Origin of the sequence: Tepidibacter aestuarii, from assembly GCF_934924865.1 — a bacterium.
Lineage (GTDB): Bacteria > Bacillota > Clostridia > Peptostreptococcales > Peptostreptococcaceae > Tepidibacter_A > Tepidibacter_A aestuarii.
The window spans coordinates 834,766-856,180 of sequence record NZ_OW235315.1; the positions used below are offsets into that span (position 1 = coordinate 834,766).

Below are 21,415 nucleotides of genomic sequence, written 5' to 3' on the forward strand. Positions count from 1 at the left end.
TAACAAAACGATAGAATAAAAAAGGGAAAACTGACAAAAGTGTCGAAAGATAAAGGGTGTAGTCGAAAAATGAAGGGGATGAATTTATGCAAGATAAAGGAATATTACTAGAGTCAGGCACTGGTGAAGTTGAAATATTAGAGTTTACAATAAATAAAGAACATTATGCTATAAATGTTATAAAGGTAAAAGAAATACTTGAAGTAGATTATCTGACTAAGATACCTAATAGCCATCCGGCAGTGGCAGGTCTTACTTTAGTTAGAGGTGATGTTGTAACATTAATAGATATGAAGTATGTAATAGAAAAAGAAAATACAGATATTAAAAAATGTAAAGTAATATTATGTGAATTTAACAATATTAAGGTAGCGTTTTGTGTTGACAACATATTAGGAATTCACAGAATAGGATGGAATCAAATTAAGAAAACTGAAAATGTAAATGAAACATCTTTAGTTATTGGAAATATAATATTCAATAATAAAATACTTATGCTGTTGGATTTTGAAAAGATAGTTATGGATATAAGTCCAGCTTCGGGAATAAGTGAAAAAAGAATTAATGATATTGAGGTTAAAGATAGAAGCCATGTAAAAATGATATTGGCTGATGATTCTCCGCTTATAAGAAAGGTACTTAATGATACTCTTGTAAAAGCTGGGTTTAAGAATTTAAGATTCTTTGATGATGGAGAGCAGGCATATAATTACTTGAGCTCAATATCTGACGAAAAGGGAGAAAATTTTATAGATGATGTCCAAATTTTAATAACAGATATTGAAATGCCACAGATGGATGGGCATACATTAACTAGAAAGATAAAAGAGCATAAGGTACTGAAGAATCTTCCGGTAATAATATTCTCATCTCTTATAACGGATGATTTAATGCATAAGGGTGAGTCTGTAGGAGCTGATGCTCAAATGAGTAAGCCTGAGGTTGGAAACCTTGTTAAATTAATAGATAAATTTACAGTAGATAAATAAAAAATACGATATCAAACGATATCGTATTTTTTTATTGACAAGAAAAACAAAATGATTTAGAATATTAAGTGAGAATGATTATTAATAACAAAAATAAGGAGCGATTAAAATGAGTATAGTAATATATGGTGGACACGATAGAATGGAGAGAATTTATATAGATGAAGCAAAAAGATATGGAGTAAAAGCTAAGGTATATACATATGGCAGAAATGATATGACAAAATCTATAGGAAAGAGTGACGGAATAGTTATATTTACGGATACTATATCTCACAAAGTTGCTAGTACTGTATCTAAGGAAGCTAAAAAAAGAAATATACCAGTAGTTGTCTGTCACAATAGTAGTAAGACATCTTTTAAAAATACTATGAAAGAAATTACGTGTTAGTTTTTTGATGGCACAAATTATCAGTTAACATATACTTTGAGTAAGAAATGATAATCAATATGAAATCCAGGAGATGATAATATGGCGACATTTATTATAGGTGGTTTGGTAATAGGTTATGGTATATATGCATTAGTTAGAACTTTAAAAAAAGAAGCTAAAGGAGAATGCGTAGGTTGTAGCGGATGTACATCTAGAACCTGTAGCTCTAGAAAGGATGATTAACTTTAATAACTACATAATTTTATATATTAAAATAACCCCTTAGAGTAGAAACAGAAAAAATATCTGTAAAATACTTTAAGGAGTTATTTTTTGACTTAATAACTAACCTTATGTTTTTTTACTTCCTATATTAATTACTTCTTTCATTTTAGACATTATATGGTCATATCCACCTTTACTATGAGGTATAGTGCAGTCAGAGCAATCTTTAATATCATTTTTGTATTTAAAATTCCCACCACATTTATCTTTCAACATATATAAAGGACAAAAACAAAATAGACAATTAAAATCTTTTGAATCCCCTACCTTATGACATGGAAAGTATTCACACTTATTATTTTGAAAAAACTTATAATTTTCACTCATACTTATATCCCCCCCTTCTATTTATATACTAATTATACAATAATTTTATACAATATTAAAATGACATATAATCCTTCATTTATTTTTATTATAAAAATAAATTTTCTTATTGTGAAATATAGTTAAAATATTGAATTTTAGTATTTTATTGATAGTGTGGTCTGTGAGAACTTGCTAAAATATAGGTCTAAGGTCATGTGGTTAAGAATTAATTATATTGGATATAATTAATAAGTATAACTCTGATATCATTTAACTCTTTTAATTCACTAATGTATCAGAAAAGGGAGGTATCAATTGGCATATAATACTATAGACCTAATAGATAAAGCAATAGATATGGCAGAAAGAAGAAAAGAAATATACAGGCAAATTGCAAAAGATAATTCCAAAAACAAAGGAATGAATATAATTGTAAATACTTTAGTCAAAGGTTTAGATAAAAATATTGATTGTTATAATAGGATAAAAAAATATATAGCACAAAATGAAAATGTATTAGAAGAAATTGATTTTTTGATATATGATAAAATTTTATTTCTGGTTAATCAATTTAAAAAGAGATTGATGAATCCAAAAATTTCAGATACGAAAAGTCTTATGAAGTTTTCTGTGAATTTGGAAAAGCAAATATATGCATTGTTTATAGATATACAAGGAAGATTAGTTGTAAAAGAAGAAGATGTAAAAACTAATACATATAGATTTTTATCGAATATTATAAGGGAAAAAGAAGAATATCTTAAACATTTAGAAGAATTTGCTAAAAGGCAAGGCTAGATACATATTTAGTCTTGTCTTTTATTTACACCAAACTAATGTTCTTGTATAATTTAAATGAAGGATATATATGGATGTGAAGTAAAAATTCTACGTTTAAAATCTACAAAGGAAGACTTTTTTATAATTAAAAATAACAACAAATGGTATAATAAATAATATGAAAAATTTTAAAGAGGTGATTTTATGGATAAAAAGAATGAAAAAGCACTACTAGTTGGACTTAATATAACTAATGTATTTAAAAAAGAAGATGATATAGATATTTACGATTCTATGGATGAATTAGAAGAATTAGCTAAGGCCGCGGGTGCTGAGGTTATAGAAAAGATAATTCAAAACAAGGAATCTAGAGATGTTGCTTTATATATAGGAAAGGGAAAGCTGGAAGAAATAAAGAATTATTGTGAAAGCTTAGATGTTAATGTAGTTATATTTAATGATGAACTTTCAGGAGCACAAATGCGGAATTTAGAGGAATTATTAAATGTAAAGGTTATAGATAGAACTACTCTTATACTTGATATATTTGCTCAAAGAGCATTATCAAAAGAAGGAAAGCTTCAGGTAGAGCTTGCTCAGCTGAAATATAGACTTCCTAGACTTTCAGGGTTCGGCAAAGAAATGTCAAAAACAGGTGCAGGTATTGGAACTAGAGGACCTGGAGAACAAAAGATTGAAGTTGATAAAAGACATATATTAAACAAAATATCTGATATTAAAAAAGAGCTTAAGGAAGTAAAGAAAAATAGAGAAACACAAAGATCTCAAAGACTTAAAAATAGTATACCAATAGTTGCTTTAGTAGGATACACTAATGCAGGAAAATCAACTCTTACAAATGAAATTATGAAAACTCATAAAGATTATGAAATGGAAAAGGAAGTTTTTTCAAAGGACATGTTATTTGCAACTCTTGACGTAACTTTAAGAAGAGCAGCACTTTCTAATAAAAAAGAGTTTTTAGTAGTAGATACAGTTGGATTTGTAAGCAAGCTGCCTCATGATTTAGTCGATGCATTCAAAGCTACACTTGAAGAAGTTAGATATGCAGATCTGATAATTCATGTTGTAGATGCATCAAATGATAGTTATGACATTCAAATGAATACTACTCTTGATGTTTTAAAAGAGTTAAAAGCACTTGATAAGCCTGTTATAACTGTATTTAATAAGGTTGATAAACTTGGATATGATGTAGATGCAAAAAAAGATGAGGATGTACTATTTATATCGTGCAAAACTGGTTATAACATGGATAAGCTTTTAGAAAAAATAAAAGAAAAAATAATGGGTAATCTTCATGATGTATCTTTGCTAATTCCATATAACAAGGGAGAGGTATTTAACTCTATTAAAAATAAGAACAGTGTTGATGATTTTGAATATAAAGAAGACGGAATATTTGTCGCTGTAACACTTGATGATATAGATTATGGAAAGTACAAAGAATATGAGATAAAGTAAGATATGGAGGATAAAAGTGGTGTTGAGTTGGGAAAATATAGATAGCTTAGAAGACTTTAAAATCACATACTTGCTATATCAAGAAGGCAAAAATATAAATCAGATAAGCAAAATAAGAAATATGAAAATTGATGATGTAAATAGAGATATAATAAAATACAAACAACTTTTGAATCAAACTAAGCACAAAAATAAGACAATTATAGATATATTACTTGAAGAAGATAAGGATTCAAGAACGGATATTATAAACTCACTAAATGAAAATGAATTGAACAATGTAAAAAAGTTATTGTATAAAAGGATTCTGGTAGAAAAAAATGTAGATGATTTGATAATACTTCTTTGGATATGTGGAGAACTAAAAGATTGTAGATTATTAGATATAATCCATACATGCTCTAAACATCCTCATGGAGGAGTGAGAAGAATGTCTTATTCTGCTATGGGGAAAATAGGATCAGATAAAAGTATAGATTACTTGCATAAGGGGCTCATAGATGCAAAGCCACAAGTTAGACAATATTCGGCTAAGTCCTTGTGTAAAATAGGAAATGAAATTACTTTAAAAAAGTTAAAGAATTTGATAAATAATCCTAATGAAAAAGAATATGTGAAAAGAGCTTTTTTAGAAGCCATAGATATTCTTGAAAATATTAAAAATAAAAATTGACTATTATCCTCATAAGCACTATTTTAAAAACATATATTAATAATACAAACAAAAACCCAGAAAGGTAAGGTCTCTTGATCTTATAATCTTAATTATAATTTATCCGAAAGCTAAAAGTTCTAAAACTTCATCCTCTTTTAGGGCTGGAGATAAGAACTTAATAGCTTCTCGATTAGCTTAACTAAAAACTCAGTTGTAGTAAAAATACATCTGAATTAAGTTTTGCTTTATCCAAATATAATATAAGGGGGAGTTTAAAATGCTTTTTAGAAATTGTGCAGGAGGAATAGTTTTTTATGGAAATAAAGTATTGTTATTAAAAAATGAAAAAAATGAGTGGGTATTACCAAAAGGAATAATTAAAGGGGATAATGTTCCAAGTAAAGTAGCTATAGATAGGGTTAAAAATGAATGTGGAGTAGATACTAAAATATTATCAACTGCAGGTCAAACTAATTATGAATTCTATTCAATAAGCAGAAAAACTCCAGTGTGTAACGAAATAGTATGGTATGTTATGGAATCAAATGAAGCAACATGTAATATAAACAAAGAATTGGGATTTGTAGATGGTGGATTTTATAAAATAAAAGATGCCTTAGAATTGATAACTTATAGTCAAGATAAATCTATTGTTAATTTATCTTTTAAAAAATACAAAAATTTGAAAAGAGAAATGTAAGTTAAGTAGAATTAAAGCTTAAATTTTAGGTTAAACTATATATGACTAAAATTTAAGGAGGCTTACAAGCATGGAAAATTTAAATATGAGTGAATTAAAAGCAGTAGCGTCTAGATGTAGTCAATATAGTCCTATGGGAGGAAACCAGTTTACATCATCTACTGGACAAAATGAAGAAAATTGTTCTAAGTGTAATCACTATGAAAATAATAAGTGCACACTAGATTTAATTGATCAGATTAGAAGCAATATGCAATAAAATATATACTAAAAAGTCTTATTTTTTAATAAGGCTTTTTTTATTATTTGAATAGATTAAAACAAAATAATATAATTAAGTATATATATATGAAAATAATAATTAGTGTTAAATAAAATAATACATATAAAAAAATTTTAAGTGTTGACGAAATTCTGTTTAGGTAATATAATCAATTTCAAATAAAAAAAGCCATTACAAAATAATATTTTAAAAGTTTAGAAAGGTAGTAGTAAATAATTTCTATTTTCAGAGAGTGGATGGTTGGTGTGAATCCATAATAAGAGTTATTGAATCCGACCTGGAACTGCATAGGGGTAAAAACTTATGCCGGGATTTCCGTTAAAGATTAAAGACTGTATATACAGTAAAACAAGGTGGTACCACGTGGATAATATCTCCGTCCTTGACTAACGTCAAGGATGGGGATTTTTTATTTTATATAATAAAGATTTTAGGGGAGATGTGAAATGAATATAGATAAAATTTTAATGACACCAGGACCTACAAATGTTCCTAAAAGAGTTTTGAATAAGATGGCCCAGAATATGATTCATCATAGGACTGATGAGTTTGCTAATATATTTAAAGAATTTAATGAAAGACTCAAATATGTGTTTCAAACAGATAACACAGTACTTACATTTCCATCATCAGGAACAGGTGGATTAGAAGCAAGCATTGTGAATATGCTTTCTAAAAAAGACAAGGTGTTAATAGTTTCAATAGGAGTGTTTGGAGATCGATTTGCAGATATAGCGAGGATATATGATATAGAAGTTGACAAACTAGATGTCCCTTGGGGAAAGGGAGTTGAAATTAAAGATATAAAATCTAGATTAACTGACGAACACAAAGCACTTATAATTACTCATAATGAAACGTCAACCGGAGCTAATAACGATATAAAGAAAATAGGAGAGTTCATGAAGAATAAAAAACAGCTCTACATAGTAGACGCTGTTAGCTCTTTAGGAGCTATTGAAACGAAGATGGACGATTGGAATATAGATGTATTAGTAAGCGGATCTCAAAAGGCTTTGATGTCGCCACCTGGACTAAGTTTTATAGCAGTTAGCAAAAAAGGCTGGAAATACAATCAAAAATCTAACATACCGAAGTACTACTTTGATTTTAAAAAAGCTAAAGATCGAATGGATAAAGAATTACCTCAAACACCTTATACTCCAGCTGTATCGCTCATAGTTGGAACAAATGAGGCGTTAAAGATGATACAAAAAGAAGGTATTGATAATGTTTGTAAGAGACATGAAAGATTAGCTTGTATGTTTAGAGAAGGTGTTAAAAATATGGGATTAGAATTTTTTGTAGATGAAAAATATCAATCTAATACAGTGACTTCTATAAAAATGAAAAATAAAGCTGTTGATATAAAAACAATAATGGAGGAAGAATTTAATATAGTAATAGCGGCAGGTCAAGGAAAATTAAAAAATGAAATTATAAGAATAGGGCATATGGGGTGCGTTGATGAAGAAATGATAGAGAAAACCTTACATGCGTTAGAAGAAGCTATAAAAAAATTTTAACTAAAAAATATGTATACTGAATACTAAGTACAAAATTGGAGGGGATTATAGTGAAAAACAAGGTTATAATTACAGAAATGATAGATAAAGAGGGAATAAAGATATTGCAAAAAACAGTAGATGTAGATATAAAAGCAGGTATTTCTAGAGAGGAATTATTGAATATAATAAATGAATATAATGGGATTATAGTTAGAAGTAATACTATGGTTGACAAAGAATTGTTGGATAAAGGTACAAATCTTAAAATAGTAGGAAGAGCTGGAAATGGAATAGATAATATAGATATAGAAACAGCTACTAAAAGAGGTATAATTGTAGCAAATACTCCTCAAAGTAATACTATGTCTGCTTGTGAGCTTACTATAGGGTTATTACTTTCTCAATCAAGAAATATACCTCAAGCTAATGAAGATACTAAGCTAGGTAATTGGGGAAGAAATTCTTTTAAGGGTGTAGAGCTTTATGGAAAGACTCTTGGAATAATAGGGCTTGGAAAGATAGGATCTTTGGTTGCAACTAGAATGAAGGCTTTTGGCATGAATATAATAGCTTATGATCCGTATATAATGGATGAAAGATTTGAAAAGTTTAAAGCTACTAAAAAGGATGAATTAAAAGATTTATTGCAAGAGTCAGACTTTATTACTGTTCATACTCCTAAAACAGAAGAAACTATAAATATGATAGATGAAAACGAAATAGAGTGTATGAAAATAGGAGTTAGATTGGTAAATGCAGCTAGAGGTGGAATTGTAAATGAGAATGCATTATTAAAGGGAATAGAGGATGGAAAAATAGCAAGTGCTGCTCTTGATGTTCACAATATAGAGCCTTGTGTTAATAGTAAATTATTTGATCATCCAAATATAGTAGTTACACCTCATATAGGTGCTGGAACTATAGAAGCACAAGAGAATGTTGGAAAAACAATTGCTAATCAGATTATAAATGGATTAAATGGTGATATTGTAACTAATGCAGTTAATCTTCCAACTATTCATAGGGAAGAGCTTAAACTAATTAAGCCCTATATAGAACTTGCAGAAAAACTAGGCAAGATATATTACCAAATTCACAATGAGCCAATTGAACTTGTAGATATTCAATATCATGGAAATATAGCTTCTCAGGATGTTCAAATGGTTACAATAGCATTTATAAAAGGTCTTTTAGAGCCTGTAATGAAGGAAAATGTAAATTATATAAATGCTCATTTATGTGCTAAAAATAGAGGAATAATTGTAAATGAAGAAAAGAAAAAAGATAACTATAAAAACTATGTGGATTCAATGTCTGTAAAAATAAAAAATAAGAATGGTGAATTTACTCTCCTTGGAAGTTTATCTTCAAAAAAGGAAGGAAAGCTTGTTGAAATTCATGGATATGAAGTTGATGTAAATCCTACTAGACATATGCTGTTTATACAAAACTGGGATGTTCCAGGTGTAATAGGGGATATAGGAATGGTTCTTGGAAAGAACAATGTGAATGTTGCAACTATGCAAGTTGGTAGAAATACAAGAGGGCAAAAAGCTTTAATGATACTAAATGTAGATGAAGGAGTATCAAAAGAATCTATTGAAGGTATATCAAATTCAAAAAATGTATTGTGGGCTAAAGGTATAAAGTTATAGGAGGCGGTTTTATGAAAATAGGATATGCAGCATCAGTTGGAGAAAAAAATATACTTGATTGCATGGAATTTGCTAAAATAAATGGATTTAATGCAGTTGAGATAAATATGAATATGAAGTGTTTTTTTCCTGAAAATTATGATGAAAAGGATATAGAAAATATAAAAAAATATAAGAAAGAAAACAATATAGAGATTACTATGCACGCACCTGAGGATATATCTCTTTTAAATCTTCATGAAAAGGTTAGGCGTGCTGGTATTGATAGATTGAAAGAAATTATAGGGTTTGGAAAAAATATAGATGCAAGTAGAATAACTATACACATAGGATCAACTCCTTATTTTACATTGACAGATAAAAAATGTTATTTAGATGATATATATCATGAAGAATATAAAAGTATTTTGAAAAGTTCTCTTATAGATTTGAGTGATTATTGTGAAGACAAGATTAGACTTTGTGTTGAAAATTCTGGAAAATTTACTCAGAAATTGTACCAAGAAATTTTAGATGATATTATATATGAAAAAAATGTATTTTTAACATGGGATATAGGTCATTCTTATTTTGAAAAGTATGATGAAATAAAATTTTTCAAAAATAATATAGATAAAATTAAAACTGTTCATGTCCATGATGTAAATGATATAAGTGATCATCAAGTTGTAGGAGATGGGAAGCTTGATTTTTCAAAGTATATAGAGGATATAGGAGCTGAAGATAAGGTTTATATATTAGAGGTAAGACCTAGAGAAAAAGCTTTAGAATCATTAGAAAATTTGAGAAAGTTCATATAAAATTAAAATTTTGTTGTTGACTAAACTAAGAGTGTATTGTATCATTATGAAATAACAAGTGAACGAAAAAAAAGATAGAGGTTGCATTGTTTAATAGTACTGCTTTGGAGTTAAGCACTATGAAGAAGCACGAAAGGAAATAATGCCGAAGCTTTACAACTGATGCTTTAAGGTTGTAGGGTTGGGGTTGCGTATAATATATGCAACACTGTCACAAATACTTATTTGTGGGGAGCTATCATTCAAATGAAAGTAGGCAATTAGCCCTATTTGTAGGGTATTAATTTAAACATGCTTATTTAACCTTGAGTGAAGACTCAAGGTTTTTTTGTTTTGATGGACTCTTCTCCAAAAAATTTCGCTTGTAATCTAAATTTTAGGAGGAGTAAAAATGAGAAAAAGAGGATTTATTTTAATTTTAACTTTTATGTTGTTTGCATTATGCATGAACTTTGGATTTGCAGAAGAGCTAGACCCAGCTCAAGTTAATGCGGATAAGTTTGGGTTATTAACTTTATTACCACCTTTAGTTGCTATAGTTTTAGCATTTGTAACTAAAAATGTTGTGTTATCTTTGTTTTTAGGAGTATTTTCAGGAACGTTTTTGGTTAGTTTAAGTGGTTCTAATGTTTTTATGGCATTATTTAATGGATTTTTATCTATAATAGACAAGGTTTTATCATCTTTAGCAGACCCTTGGGATGCAGGTATTATTCTTCAATGTTTAACTATAGGAGGACTTATTGCACTTATAACTAGAATGGGAGGAGCTAAAGCTATAGCTGAGAGCCTTGCTAAAAGAGCTAAATCTCCTAGAAGTGCTCAATTATTTACTTGGATTTTAGGACTTATAGTATTTTTTGATGATTATGCAAATGCACTTATAGTAGGCCCTATAATGAGACCTGTAACAGATAGAATGAAGATATCAAGAGAAAAATTATCATTTATAATAGATGCAACTGCAGCTCCGATAGCTGGTATTGCTATTATATCTACTTGGATTGGTTATGAAATAAGTTTAATAAAGGATGCTTATGCAAGTATAGGTCAACAGGTAAATGCTTATTCTGTATTTATATCTACTATTCCTTATAGATTTTACAATATATTAATTCTTATATTTATAGTTTGTACTGCTATATTCTTAAGAGAATTTGGACCGATGCTTAAGTGTGAGAGAAGAGCTAGAACTAGTGGAAAAGTTTTAGGTGATGAGATGGATGCTAAGTTTGAAGAGGAAAGTAAAGAGATTCAACCTAAAGAAGGAATTAAGCTTAGTGTATGGAATGCTATAGTTCCTATAGGAGTTTTAATATTTGCATCTTTACTTGGTTTTTACTACAATGGATACAATACTATAATGGGTGGAGAAGATACTGTTTTAATAGAATTATTAAAGAATTCACCTGTTTCATTTGCAGCTGTTAGAGAAACTTTTGGAGCATCTGATGCAAGTATAGTATTATTCCAGGGTGCATTGTTTGCAAGTATAGTAGCTATTATAATGGGTACTAGTCAAAAAATATTCAAGGTATCAGAAGCTATTGATACGTGGGTAAAGGGAATGAATTCACTAGTTATAACAGGTGTTATATTATTACTTGCATGGTCTTTAAGTAGTGTTATAAAAGAGCTTGGAACTGCTAAGTTTTTAGTATCAGTATTATCTGGTGCTATACCTAAATTCTTACTGCCATCTATGATATTTGCACTTGCAGCTGTTATATCTTTTGCGACAGGTACATCTTATGGAACAATGGGTATACTTATGCCACTTACTATACCTTTAGCACATGCTATATCGCCAGAGTCTTCATACATTATAATGAGCGCTGGAGCTGTTTTAACTGGAGCAACTTTTGGAGATCACTGTTCACCTATTTCAGATACAACTATACTATCTTCAATGGGAGCAGGATGCAATCATATAGATCATGTTAATACTCAAATTGTATATGCTGTAACTGTAGGTACTATATCTATACTATTTGGATATTTACCAGCAGGATTTGGAGTACCTGTATATATAACTCTTCCAATAGCTGTTTTAGCTATAATTGGAACTGTGTATTTTGTGGGAACTCCTGTAGAGGATGCAGAAAGTGTATCTTTAAAGGATGTAGCCGATTTATAGTAAAATATTAATATAAAAGTAGTTATCTGGATTTCGTGCTAATGAAATTCAGGTAGCTACTTTTTTTATTTTGTGGGTAATCAAAACTATATATGAAAATACCGTGAATACAACGATATTTTCATATATAGTTTTAGGAGTAAGTATTCTATTATAAAGTTAAATATTATCTACACAATTGTTATTATAGAAAAAATACCGTTATAGGTTTGAGGTTATGTTAAAAATAGGAAATTATGATCGTTTTTTATTGTATATAGATGTGTTATAATATACAGGTTGTTACATGAAATTGTAAGATATAGACAAAAAAGGAGAGAAAAAATAAAGATGGATGCATTTTGGAGCAATACATATGACTCAATGAGTTTTAATCTTTATTCAAAGAGCCATATAACGACTTTGATAATAATAGGTGCTATTATTTTAGGTATGTTTTTAATGAGAGATTATATACAAAAAAATAGAAGAAAAGTAGGGCTTGGTATAGGTATAATGCTTATTATTCAGCAGTTTTTTATGTATTCTTGGTACATAACTTCTGGAAATTTTACTTGGCAAGAATCTCTACCTTTATACATATGTAGAGTAACGACTATTTTATGTATTGTAATGATTTTAAAAGAGAGCTATGGTTTTTTTGAGGTGGCTTACTTTTGGGGAATGTCGGGTAGTGTTGTCGCTTTGATAACTCCTGATCCTGGGTTTGAATTTCCACATGTCATGTTTGTACAGTTTTTTATGGGCCATGGCGGAATGCTAATATCTGTATTGTTCATGATGTATTTTTACAAATTCGAACCAAAATTATCATCACTCAAAAAAACTATAAACTGGACAATAGTCTACTTTGCAGGGGTTGAAATAGTAAATTACGCTATAGGAGCTAATTATTCATATTTAAGAAGTAAACCTATTAGCAAAAGCCCACTTGATTACTTACCCCCTTATCCATATTATGTGCCTATACTTGCTATTATAGCAGTAGGTATATTTTCATTATGGTACATACCATTTTACATAAGAGATAAGAAAAGCGAAATAATAAAAAAAGAAGAACAAGCAACTAGTTATTAATAAGTGTCTGTTGATTAATTTGATCAACAGACTTTTTTATACTGAATTAAGTTTAACTTTGTGCTAAAATTTTAGAATAGGATAAAAAATAGGAGGATTATTATTATGGAGCAATATAAAACTATACATGAATACGGACAAGATGAAGTTATAATAGAAAAATCTAGATTTATAGGATATGCAAAGCCTGTTAAAACTGAAGAAGAAGCTTTAGAATTTATAAATGAAATAAAGAAAAAACACAAGGATGCAACTCATAATGTATGGGCATATACTATAGGGATGAACATGGATATTCAAAGATATAGTGATGATGGAGAACCATCTGGAACAGCTGGAATACCTAGCCTTGAAGTCATAAAAAAAGAAGATTTGAGAAATGTAGCAGTAGTTGTTACAAGATATTTTGGAGGAATAAAATTAGGAGCAGGTGGACTTGTTAGAGCTTATACAAAAGGAGCTAAGATAGGCCTTAGTGCAGCAAAAATAATAGATAAAATTTTATACACTGATATAAGATTTAAAATGGATTATACTCTTTTAGGTAAAGTTCAAAATGAGCTTATGAATTTAGGATACATAATAAAAGAAATATTATATGAAGATATGGTTACAATAGTAGTATACTCAAAATCAAATGAAGTAGAGGTAGTAAAAAACAAAATAATAGATATAACAAGCTCAAATGTTGAAGTTGAACAAAAAGAAGATTTCTACCTATCAAAATACAATGAAGAAATACTTTTAGATTAATCTATAGCTGGGTATATATCCTTATAACAGGAGGGATATTATGACAATAGAAAAATTGAAAAAAGAAATGATCCAAATGAAAAAGTGGGCAGTCGTAGGAGTTACAGAAGACAAAAGTAAATATGGATATAAAATATTTAAAAAATTAAATGATAAGGGATATATAACACATGGAGTTAACCCTAAATATAGTGAAATAGAAGGATATAAAATATACACATCTATAAAAGATGTACCAGAAAAGGTTGACTGTGTAAGTGTAGTAGTTAATCCTAAAATATCAAGTAAACTACTAGATGATGTATCAGAACTTGGAATAAAAAATGTATGGTTTCAGCCTGGAAGTTTTGACGAAGAAACAATAAATAAGGCTAAAGAACTTGGCCTTAATATAGTCTACTATGATTGCTTATATGTAGAATTAGGATAAAAAAACCGAGGAAATATCCTCGGTTTTTTATTACATAAATTCATTTATAAACTTTTGAGCAGACATTGGGTTGACATCTATATCAACAAGTGCATCACCATCTCTTAGCTTTGGAATTTGATCTATAAAAGTAGGCTTTTGAACCTCATAAAATATTCCCATTGGGACACCTTTACCGTCTTCATACTCTAAAGCTTTAGTTAAAGCTTCTATTTTATTTGTCTTATCATGAGTTTTCGGAAGGTGGTATAGATTCTCTTTATACCATTGATAAGTATTTACTTTATTAAATATAACGCAAGGTTGCATTATATCTACAATAGCATAACCTTTATGTTCTATGGCTTTTTTTAAAATAGGAACAAGATGATCCTTATCTCCTGCAAAAGTTCTAGCTACAAAGGTAGCACCAGATATAATAGCAAATGCTATAGGGTTTAAAGGTTGATTGATGACACCATTTGTTTGAGTAGAAGTCTTTTGCCCAGCAGCTGTTGTAGGGGATGCTTGTCCCTTCGTTAATCCATATATCTGATTATCATGGACAAAATGAGCTATATCTATATTTCTTCTCATATTATGAAGAACGTGATTACCGCCTTCACCAAATGTATCTCCATCACCTGAATTTACAATAACTTTCAAATTTTTATTAGCTATTTTGGCACCAAGAGCAGGAGGTAAAGATCTACCATGTAGACCATTAAATCCATTTACATTTATATATTGAGGAGTCTTAGCTGCTTGGCCTATTCCTGAAGTTATCAAAACTTCATGAGGCTCCAAATTTAGTTCCCAAAGAGCCTGTTTTAGAGCGGTTAATATGCCGTGATTACCACAGCCTGGGCACCAAGCTGTTTCAACTGAATCAAATTTTTTAACACTAGATAAATTATTACTCACTTAAAACACCTCTTTCTTAAAAAAATCTACTATATCATCTTTATTTATTTGTCTTCCATCGAATTTTAATAAACTTTTATCCATTGAAATTTCCGTTTCTTGTCTTATAAGCTTAGCTAATTGACCTGTATAGTTTTGTTCAATATTTACTAGAGTTTTAGCTTGTTTATAATACTTATTTAAAAGCTTTGTAGGAAGGGGGTATATATCTCCAAATACTAATGCCCCAACATTTTTATTTTCTTTATTTAAAGTATCTACAGACTCTCTTATTGAACCATCAGTAGATCCCCAACCTATTAATAAAATATCAGGATTTTCTACTCCGTAATAATTTGGCTCAAGAACTTTTTCTTTTAAAATATTGATTTTATTCATACGTTTAGTCATCATATCTATTCTTGTCTTAGCATCTTCTATAATATGACCAGTCTCATCGTGCTCATCACTATCTATTAATACGGTATTACCAAAGTGTTTTCCAGGAATTATTCTTGGAGAAATACCTGTTTCATTTAATTTATACCTTTTATAATCTTCATTTGGACTATTTATACTATACATATGGGTATCAATAGTAACTTTTGATAAATCAAAAGGTTCAAATGACTGGTTAGCATCTGCTAAATATTGATCACTTAGAATTATCACTGGTATTTGAAGTTCATCAGCTAGATTTAAAGCTCTTACAGTTTGATAAAAAGCATCCTCAGCATTCCTTACGCTTATTACCATTCTAGGGATTTCGCCATGTGATGCAGTAAGTACAAAGCTTAAATCACTTTGCTCTGTTCTAGTCGGAAGTCCTGTTGCAGGACCTGGTCTTTGAACATTGACTATAACAATAGGAATTTCTGCAATACCTGATAGTCCTATTGTTTCAGTCATAAGAGAAAGCCCTCCACCTGATGTTCCTGTCATTGATCTAGCTCCAGCATAAGATGCACCAAGAACCATGTTTATAGCAGCTATTTCATCTTCGGCTTGTTCAACAACTATATCTGAATCATTTTGCTTAGAAGCTAGATAAGTCATTATACCTGTAGATGGAGTCATTGGATAAGCACCATAGAATTTAACTCCACCTGCTAGAGCTCCAAGACCAATAGACTGATTAGCATTTATAAGCATATAAGATTTTTTAGCAGTTTTTTCAATATCTAATGTGTTTTTACAAGAATCATACCCTGCTATTAAAGCATTTATATTAGAATCTAATATGCTATCTTTTAAATTAGATTTTAAAACTGTTTTAGCTAAATCTAAATCTAATCCTAAAAGCTTAATTAAAATACCAAATGATATAGTATTTAAAGCAAGCATGTTCTTTAAATCTTTAGCTATTCTCTTCATATCTATAGATATAATATTTTTATCCCTTGCAATTATATCTTCATCACAAATAATAAATCCATTCTCTGATAATCTATCTTTATGAATTTCTATAGTTTCTTTATTTAAAGCTATTATAATATCTAATTTGCTAGAATGAGAATATATCTTTTTATCAGAAAACCTAATTTGAGTAAAATTATGTCCTCCACGAACTCGAGATTCATAATCTTTATTAGAGAAAATATGGTATCCTGTTTTTAAAAGGGTTTTCTCTATATTTTTAGAAAGTGTATCCATTCCTTGTCCCGCAGAACCTCCGATTAATATATTAAAGTCTAACAAAATAAACCCTCCTTTTTGCTGTGTGATAATGAAAATTATTTTCAATTAATATGTACCCTGTATACATTTCTTTAAACATATTGAAAAAATATAAAATAAAAAAGATACTACTTTGGAGTAGTATCTTTTTTATTTAAACCTTTTTTTATTTCATAAACTCCCATTATAAATAAGAATACTCCGAACATTCTTCTTAAAAAATCGGAGTTTAAATTGGAAGATATTTTGGAGCCTAGTAAAGCTCCTATTATTCCAAGTGAGACTATAGGTAGTATAACTTTATATTCTACATTCTTATTCTTTATATGGAAAATGAGTGCAAATATAGTCATTGGGATAGATGCCAATAAGTTAACGCTTTGAGCCATCTTCTGATCTATAGACGTTAAGAACAATAAAGAAGGTATAAGAATTGTTCCTCCACCTATCCCCATACCACCTATAATACCAGCTAAAAGCCCTATTAATATAAGCATTAAAACACCATCCTTAATGAAGCTATTACCATAAAAAATCCAAATATCAATCTAAGCTTTGGACCAGAAAACTTATTTAAAAGTTTAGCTCCGATAATTCCTCCAACCGTAGCTCCTATAGCAACCTTGTAGGTAATGTTTAAATTAAATATTCCATTTCTTATGTATATAAATGAACTGGTAAGTGTAAAAAATATTATTATACTAAGAGCAGTTGCGTGAGATTTATGCTCCTCTATGTTTAGTATATTGTTAAGGGCAGGAACTAATATACTTCCACCACCAGAACCAAATACACCATTTATAAATCCTGTTATGGAACCTATTAATATAGTCTTTATATTCATATTTTATCACCAGTACTATTTTTAGCATAAACTAGAAAATATATTTATGATATAATTAAATTTGTGTAAAATAAATTAATAAATTTGACTTATAATAAAGATATATATAATAAAGAGAGGGGTTATGAAATGTTGACTATAGAACAAAAAATAGAAAAAACCGTAGAATGGTTAAGAGAACAAGTGAAAACATCTGGTACTAAAGGATTAGTAGTAGGAATTTCTGGAGGAATAGACTCGGCTCTTGTTGCGTGTTTGATTAAAAAGGCATTTCCTGATAATTCATTAGGAGTAATAATGCCTATAAAGAGCAGCCCTAAGGATAGAGAGGATGCTTTAAAGGTTGTTGAAGCTTGTAATATAAAGTATTTAGATTTAGATTTAACTGAGGTTCAATCAAAATTATTCGATATAGTAGTCAATAACATGGAAGATAAGGGTATATATAATGAAGGCAACACTAGAATAGCGGATGCTAATTTAAGAGCTAGAGTAAGAATGAGTACTCTTTACACAGCTGCTAATAACTTAAACTACATGGTAGTTGGAACTGATAATGCGGCTGAAGTACATACAGGATACTTCACTAAATACGGAGATGGAGGGGTAGATATACTTCCAATATCTAACTTAACAAAGAGAGAAGTTTATGAATGGTCAGAGGTTTTAGGTGTTCCAGATTCTGTTTTAAATAGAGCTCCATCTGCAGGTCTTTGGGAAGGACAAACTGATGAGAATGAAATGGGAACAACTTATGATATGATAGACAAGGTAGTTAAGGGGGAAGAAGTTCCTCAAAAAGATAAAGAGATAATAGATAGATTACATAAGAGATCAGAGCATAAAAGAGTTATGCCTCCAAAGCCTCCTGTATTCTAATCCGTTTACTAAAATGAAATTATGTGTTAAAATTACAATGTTTAATGTTGATATTTAAGGAGTGAGAAATCGTGGGACGTATAGGAAATATAATTAACAGAAAAGGTAAGCAAGATGCTAAGAGAGCTCAAATATTTACAAAGTATGCAAGACTTATAACTGTTGCGGCTAGACAAGGTGGAGGAGATCCTGAATATAATGCGGCTTTAAAAACTGCTATAGACAAGGCTAAGGCTAACAACATGCCTAATGATAATATAGATAGAGCTGTTAAAAAAGGTGCAGGTGGAACTGAAGGAGATAACTACGAGGCTGTTGTATACGAAGGTTATGGACCAGGTGGAGTTGCGGTTATAGTAGAAGCTTTAACTGATAACAAGAACAGAACTGCTGGAAACGTAAGATACTACTTTGATAAAAATGGTGGAAACCTAGGAACTTCAGGATGCGTTGGATTCATGTTTGATAGAAAAGGTCAAATAATGATAGGTAGTGAAGGTATAGATGAAGAAGAATTAATGGATGTAGCTTTAGAAGCTGGTGCTGAAGATTTCATAAGTGAAGAAGATGGATTTGAAGTATTAACAGCTCCAGAAGATTTTAGTGCTGTAAGTGGTGCATTAAAAGAAAAAGGATATGAGTTTATAGCAGCAGATGTAAAGATGCTTCCTCAAACTACTGCAAAGCTTGATACTGAAGATTTAGTTAAGGCTATGAACAAGATGATAGATATGATGGAAGATGATGATGATATACAAGAAGTTTACCATAACTGGGAAATGGAAGAGTAATATTTAGAAAGTATTGAAATATCACCTTTTTATATAGGCATATATCTAATATGACTAGGTAGGAGGGTGATTTTTTGTATATCAAAATAGAACTGATGGGATAGACTTTAAAATGAGTATATTTTTTTATTGAAGTATAGAATATATGGTATATAATCTAATCATATATCAGAAATTGGAGGGAATAAAATGGAAAAGATTATATTACTCATTTTAATCATTGTTAATATTCCAATATACAAATACTTATTCAAAAAGTTTTTTAATAATATGAGTGGTTTTTACGAGTGCTTTATATCTTCTGATAATCCAGCTTGGCTTTCTATACGCAATGGAGATTATCTGAATGAATGGTTTTCGCAAATGAAGTTATTCGCTTTTGGTGGTTGTTGTGTGGTTATAGTAGGCATTGAATATTTTATTACAACTAATGTTGTTGATAAATTCTTTTAAGAAAAAATATAATAATTTATAGATGGACTCATTTACGAGTCTATTTTTATTTTATTCCGTTTACTTGCAAGTGTCATAACTTTTAAGTAATGACTCCTTTTTGAATAAATAGCATAATTAGATATAATAATAGATTTTACATGTATTTTTAGGAACTAATTTATTGCGTATATAATTAAAGTTATTTTATAATAGTATGTGAAAATGTATTTAGGAGGTAAATATGCAGAATATTAATTTTGATACTTGGAAGAGAAAAAATCATTACAAATTTTTTGAAAAAGTAGATAATCCACAATTTAATATATGTTTAAATGTTGATGTAACTAATTTTTTTAAGTTTGTAAAAAGTAATGAAATTTCATTTTACTATAGTATGATTTATGCATCTACATATGTAATGAATCAAATAGAAGATTTTCGTTATAAAATTAGAAATGGAGAAATTATCCTTCATGATAAGTTACAACCATCCTTTGCGGATATGGGGCCTTCTGAAAACTTATTTAAAATTGTAAGTCTAGATTTAGAAAGTAATATTATTGAATTTTCAAATAAGGCAAAAGAAAAGTCAATTAAACAAACAAATTATTTTCCTGAAACTAATGTTAATCAAGATGAGTTAATATACTTCTCTTGTATTCCTTGGATATCTTTCACAAGTATATCAAATGAAATTGTAATGAATAAAGAGGATTCTATTCCAAGAATATCTTTTGGAAAATACTTCAATGATAATGGTAAGATTTTATTACCATATTCTATACAAGTAAATCATATGCTTTTAGATGGCGTTCATGTAGGTAATTATATTGAAAGATTGCAGAAATTTCTTAATGAAATATAATAATAAAAGGTAATATTTCTAAAAAATTATATACATAATCAGTAGCATAGACGGTAAACTCCTATGCTATTTGTTGTGCTTCGGTATGTTATAGAAAAGTAATTGTCTTACTGAACATAAAATTTTAGTATTTTTTATATAATTCTTCATCACTATATGTTTCAAGTAATAATAACTGTTTATAGGGATTATCTTCTAATTTTAAAACTTTTGCAAAAGCTGGTTCTGTTTTCAATCCATTGATTTTTAAATCTATTATATCTTTTCTAAAATTATCTCCATATAAATTCAATAACCTATCTTCGACAATCATATGCCTATATCCATTTGATTTCTCGGTGTCATAAGTTGAACCATAAATTTCAATTTCTATACCTTCTACTATAAAGTTACATATTGTCACAAATTCTTCTTTGTATGTGATTTTAAAATCTTTATATATTGCAAAATTATCTATCAATATATTTTTGAATTTTTCAAAATGATTTACTTTACAAATTATATCTAAATCACTATTTTCTATATCAATTCCTAGAGGTATAGTTCCCACTAATATGGGGTTATACTCAGATAATATATTAAATATTTTTATATGCGTAAGTATTTCATAACTCTTTCTTTGTTTGTCATTACCTGCTTTTAAATAAGATATATCTTTCCAGTTTTTATTGTACATATTACCTCCTAGATATCGTTTCATAAACATTTTTTAAGAACTCTATTATATCCTTTATAATGCTCTAAGTAAATTGAATGCTATTCCGAAAAAATACATTTAAAAGTGTCATAACTTCTAAGTATTGGCACCTGTTTGGGCATAACG

General features: G+C 29.1%; 25 protein-coding genes, 1 riboswitch and 1 other annotated feature. Of the genes, 19 read left to right on the forward strand and 6 right to left on the reverse strand.

The annotated features are described in order from the left end of the window. Window positions 1-86: 86 nt before the first annotated feature. The 3 genes from M2214_RS03960 (at window position 87) to M2214_RS03970 (ending at window position 1,605) form a co-directional block, all read left to right on the forward strand. Window positions 87-989, forward strand: coding sequence for a chemotaxis protein (locus tag M2214_RS03960; RefSeq protein ID WP_248483033.1), 903 nt, complete (start codon window positions 87-89; stop codon window positions 987-989). A 109-nt stretch (window positions 990-1,098) separates the two neighbouring features. Then, window positions 1,099-1,380 (forward strand): DUF2325 domain-containing protein, encoded by a 282-nt coding sequence (locus M2214_RS03965; RefSeq protein ID WP_248483035.1) that lies wholly within the window; start codon window positions 1,099-1,101, stop codon window positions 1,378-1,380. A gap of 81 nt (window positions 1,381-1,461) precedes the next feature. Further along, window positions 1,462-1,605 (forward strand): FeoB-associated Cys-rich membrane protein, encoded by a 144-nt coding sequence (locus M2214_RS03970; RefSeq protein WP_248483037.1) that lies wholly within the window; start codon window positions 1,462-1,464, stop codon window positions 1,603-1,605. 108 nt (window positions 1,606-1,713) lie between these two features. Here the strand turns inward: M2214_RS03970 and M2214_RS03975 are convergent, their stop codons facing one another. Beyond that, window positions 1,714-1,974: a cysteine-rich small domain-containing protein gene (locus tag M2214_RS03975; RefSeq protein ID WP_248483039.1), complete on the reverse strand. Its 261-nt coding sequence runs from the start codon at window positions 1,972-1,974 to the stop codon at window positions 1,714-1,716. A 297-nt stretch (window positions 1,975-2,271) separates the two neighbouring features. On the opposite strand from M2214_RS03975, the gene M2214_RS03980 reads away from it, so the two are divergent. The 12 genes from M2214_RS03980 (at window position 2,272) to M2214_RS04035 (ending at window position 14,219) form a co-directional block, all read left to right on the forward strand. Beyond that, window positions 2,272-2,754 (forward strand): hypothetical protein, encoded by a 483-nt coding sequence (locus M2214_RS03980; protein WP_248483041.1) that lies wholly within the window; start codon window positions 2,272-2,274, stop codon window positions 2,752-2,754. A gap of 186 nt (window positions 2,755-2,940) precedes the next feature. Beyond that, complete coding sequence (gene hflX, locus M2214_RS03985) at window positions 2,941-4,221, forward strand: GTPase HflX (RefSeq protein ID WP_248483043.1); 1,281 nt, start codon at window positions 2,941-2,943, stop codon at window positions 4,219-4,221. Between the two features lie 16 nt (window positions 4,222-4,237). Further along, on the forward strand, window positions 4,238-4,894 hold the full coding sequence (locus M2214_RS03990; RefSeq protein ID WP_248483045.1) for a HEAT repeat domain-containing protein: 657 nt from the start codon (window positions 4,238-4,240) through the stop codon (window positions 4,892-4,894). A gap of 259 nt (window positions 4,895-5,153) precedes the next feature. Next, window positions 5,154-5,576, forward strand: coding sequence for an NUDIX hydrolase (locus tag M2214_RS03995; protein WP_248483047.1), 423 nt, complete (start codon window positions 5,154-5,156; stop codon window positions 5,574-5,576). Window positions 5,577-5,646: 70 nt separating this feature from the next. Further along, window positions 5,647-5,835: a hypothetical protein gene (locus tag M2214_RS04000; protein ID WP_248483049.1), complete on the forward strand. Its 189-nt coding sequence runs from the start codon at window positions 5,647-5,649 to the stop codon at window positions 5,833-5,835. Window positions 5,836-6,045: 210 nt separating this feature from the next. Continuing rightward, window positions 6,046-6,246, forward strand: a binding site (T-box leader). Window positions 6,247-6,305: 59 nt separating this feature from the next. Continuing rightward, window positions 6,306-7,385, forward strand: coding sequence for a pyridoxal-phosphate-dependent aminotransferase family protein (locus M2214_RS04005; RefSeq protein WP_248483051.1), 1,080 nt, complete (start codon window positions 6,306-6,308; stop codon window positions 7,383-7,385). Window positions 7,386-7,435: 50 nt separating this feature from the next. Continuing rightward, on the forward strand, window positions 7,436-9,022 hold the full coding sequence (gene serA / locus M2214_RS04010) for a phosphoglycerate dehydrogenase (protein ID WP_248483053.1): 1,587 nt from the start codon (window positions 7,436-7,438) through the stop codon (window positions 9,020-9,022). Between the two features lie 11 nt (window positions 9,023-9,033). Then, window positions 9,034-9,822 (forward strand): sugar phosphate isomerase/epimerase family protein, encoded by a 789-nt coding sequence (locus tag M2214_RS04015; RefSeq protein ID WP_248483054.1) that lies wholly within the window; start codon window positions 9,034-9,036, stop codon window positions 9,820-9,822. Window positions 9,823-9,889: 67 nt separating this feature from the next. Next, window positions 9,890-10,068, forward strand: a riboswitch (Lysine riboswitch). Between the two features lie 145 nt (window positions 10,069-10,213). Further along, on the forward strand, window positions 10,214-11,959 hold the full coding sequence (locus M2214_RS04020) for a Na+/H+ antiporter NhaC family protein (protein WP_248483056.1): 1,746 nt from the start codon (window positions 10,214-10,216) through the stop codon (window positions 11,957-11,959). A gap of 363 nt (window positions 11,960-12,322) precedes the next feature. Then, entirely contained in the window at window positions 12,323-13,036 is a 714-nt protein-coding gene (locus M2214_RS04025) for a YwaF family protein (RefSeq protein WP_248483058.1), read from the forward strand. Between the two features lie 105 nt (window positions 13,037-13,141). Continuing rightward, window positions 13,142-13,789, forward strand: coding sequence for a YigZ family protein (locus M2214_RS04030; RefSeq protein ID WP_248483060.1), 648 nt, complete (start codon window positions 13,142-13,144; stop codon window positions 13,787-13,789). A gap of 40 nt (window positions 13,790-13,829) precedes the next feature. Next, window positions 13,830-14,219: a CoA-binding protein gene (locus M2214_RS04035; RefSeq protein ID WP_248483062.1), complete on the forward strand. Its 390-nt coding sequence runs from the start codon at window positions 13,830-13,832 to the stop codon at window positions 14,217-14,219. 30 nt (window positions 14,220-14,249) lie between these two features. Here M2214_RS04035 and M2214_RS04040 read toward each other — a convergent pair whose 3' ends face one another. The 4 genes from M2214_RS04040 to M2214_RS04055 form a co-directional block, all read right to left on the reverse strand. Continuing rightward, window positions 14,250-15,122, reverse strand: a complete 873-nt coding sequence (locus tag M2214_RS04040) for a 2-oxoacid:ferredoxin oxidoreductase subunit beta (RefSeq protein WP_248483064.1) — start codon at window positions 15,120-15,122, stop codon at window positions 14,250-14,252. Continuing rightward, a complete protein-coding gene (locus tag M2214_RS04045) occupies window positions 15,123-16,799 on the reverse strand; it encodes a 2-oxoacid:acceptor oxidoreductase subunit alpha (protein WP_256466701.1) in 1,677 nt (558 codons plus the stop codon). Window positions 16,800-16,906: 107 nt separating this feature from the next. Next, the gene (locus tag M2214_RS04050) at window positions 16,907-17,275 is read right to left on the reverse strand and encodes a sulfite exporter TauE/SafE family protein (protein ID WP_248483066.1); all 369 of its coding nucleotides are present in this window, start codon (window positions 17,273-17,275) and stop codon (window positions 16,907-16,909) included. After that, window positions 17,275-17,622 carry a sulfite exporter TauE/SafE family protein gene (locus M2214_RS04055; protein WP_248483068.1) on the reverse strand — a complete coding sequence of 116 codons (348 nt, stop codon included), beginning with the start codon at window positions 17,620-17,622 and terminating at the stop codon, window positions 17,275-17,277. Before M2214_RS04055 ends, M2214_RS04050 begins: the two co-directional genes overlap by 1 nt. Before the next feature lie 129 nt (window positions 17,623-17,751). Between M2214_RS04055 and nadE the strand changes: the two genes are divergently transcribed. The 4 genes from nadE to M2214_RS04075 all read left to right on the forward strand — a co-directional run bounded on the left by nadE (window position 17,752) and on the right by M2214_RS04075 (window position 20,592). After that, on the forward strand, window positions 17,752-18,501 hold the full coding sequence (gene nadE / locus M2214_RS04060) for an NAD(+) synthase (RefSeq protein WP_248483070.1): 750 nt from the start codon (window positions 17,752-17,754) through the stop codon (window positions 18,499-18,501). Window positions 18,502-18,572: 71 nt separating this feature from the next. Further along, on the forward strand, window positions 18,573-19,292 hold the full coding sequence (locus M2214_RS04065) for a YebC/PmpR family DNA-binding transcriptional regulator (protein WP_248483073.1): 720 nt from the start codon (window positions 18,573-18,575) through the stop codon (window positions 19,290-19,292). Between the two features lie 189 nt (window positions 19,293-19,481). Next, window positions 19,482-19,745 carry a hypothetical protein gene (locus M2214_RS04070; protein ID WP_248483075.1) on the forward strand — a complete coding sequence of 88 codons (264 nt, stop codon included), beginning with the start codon at window positions 19,482-19,484 and terminating at the stop codon, window positions 19,743-19,745. A gap of 223 nt (window positions 19,746-19,968) precedes the next feature. Beyond that, a complete protein-coding gene (locus tag M2214_RS04075; RefSeq protein ID WP_248483077.1) occupies window positions 19,969-20,592 on the forward strand; it encodes a chloramphenicol acetyltransferase in 624 nt (207 codons plus the stop codon). 124 nt (window positions 20,593-20,716) lie between these two features. Here M2214_RS04075 and M2214_RS04080 read toward each other — a convergent pair whose 3' ends face one another. Continuing rightward, on the reverse strand, window positions 20,717-21,268 hold the full coding sequence (locus M2214_RS04080) for a DUF4269 domain-containing protein (RefSeq protein WP_248483078.1): 552 nt from the start codon (window positions 21,266-21,268) through the stop codon (window positions 20,717-20,719). Window positions 21,269-21,415: the final 147 nt, after the last annotated feature.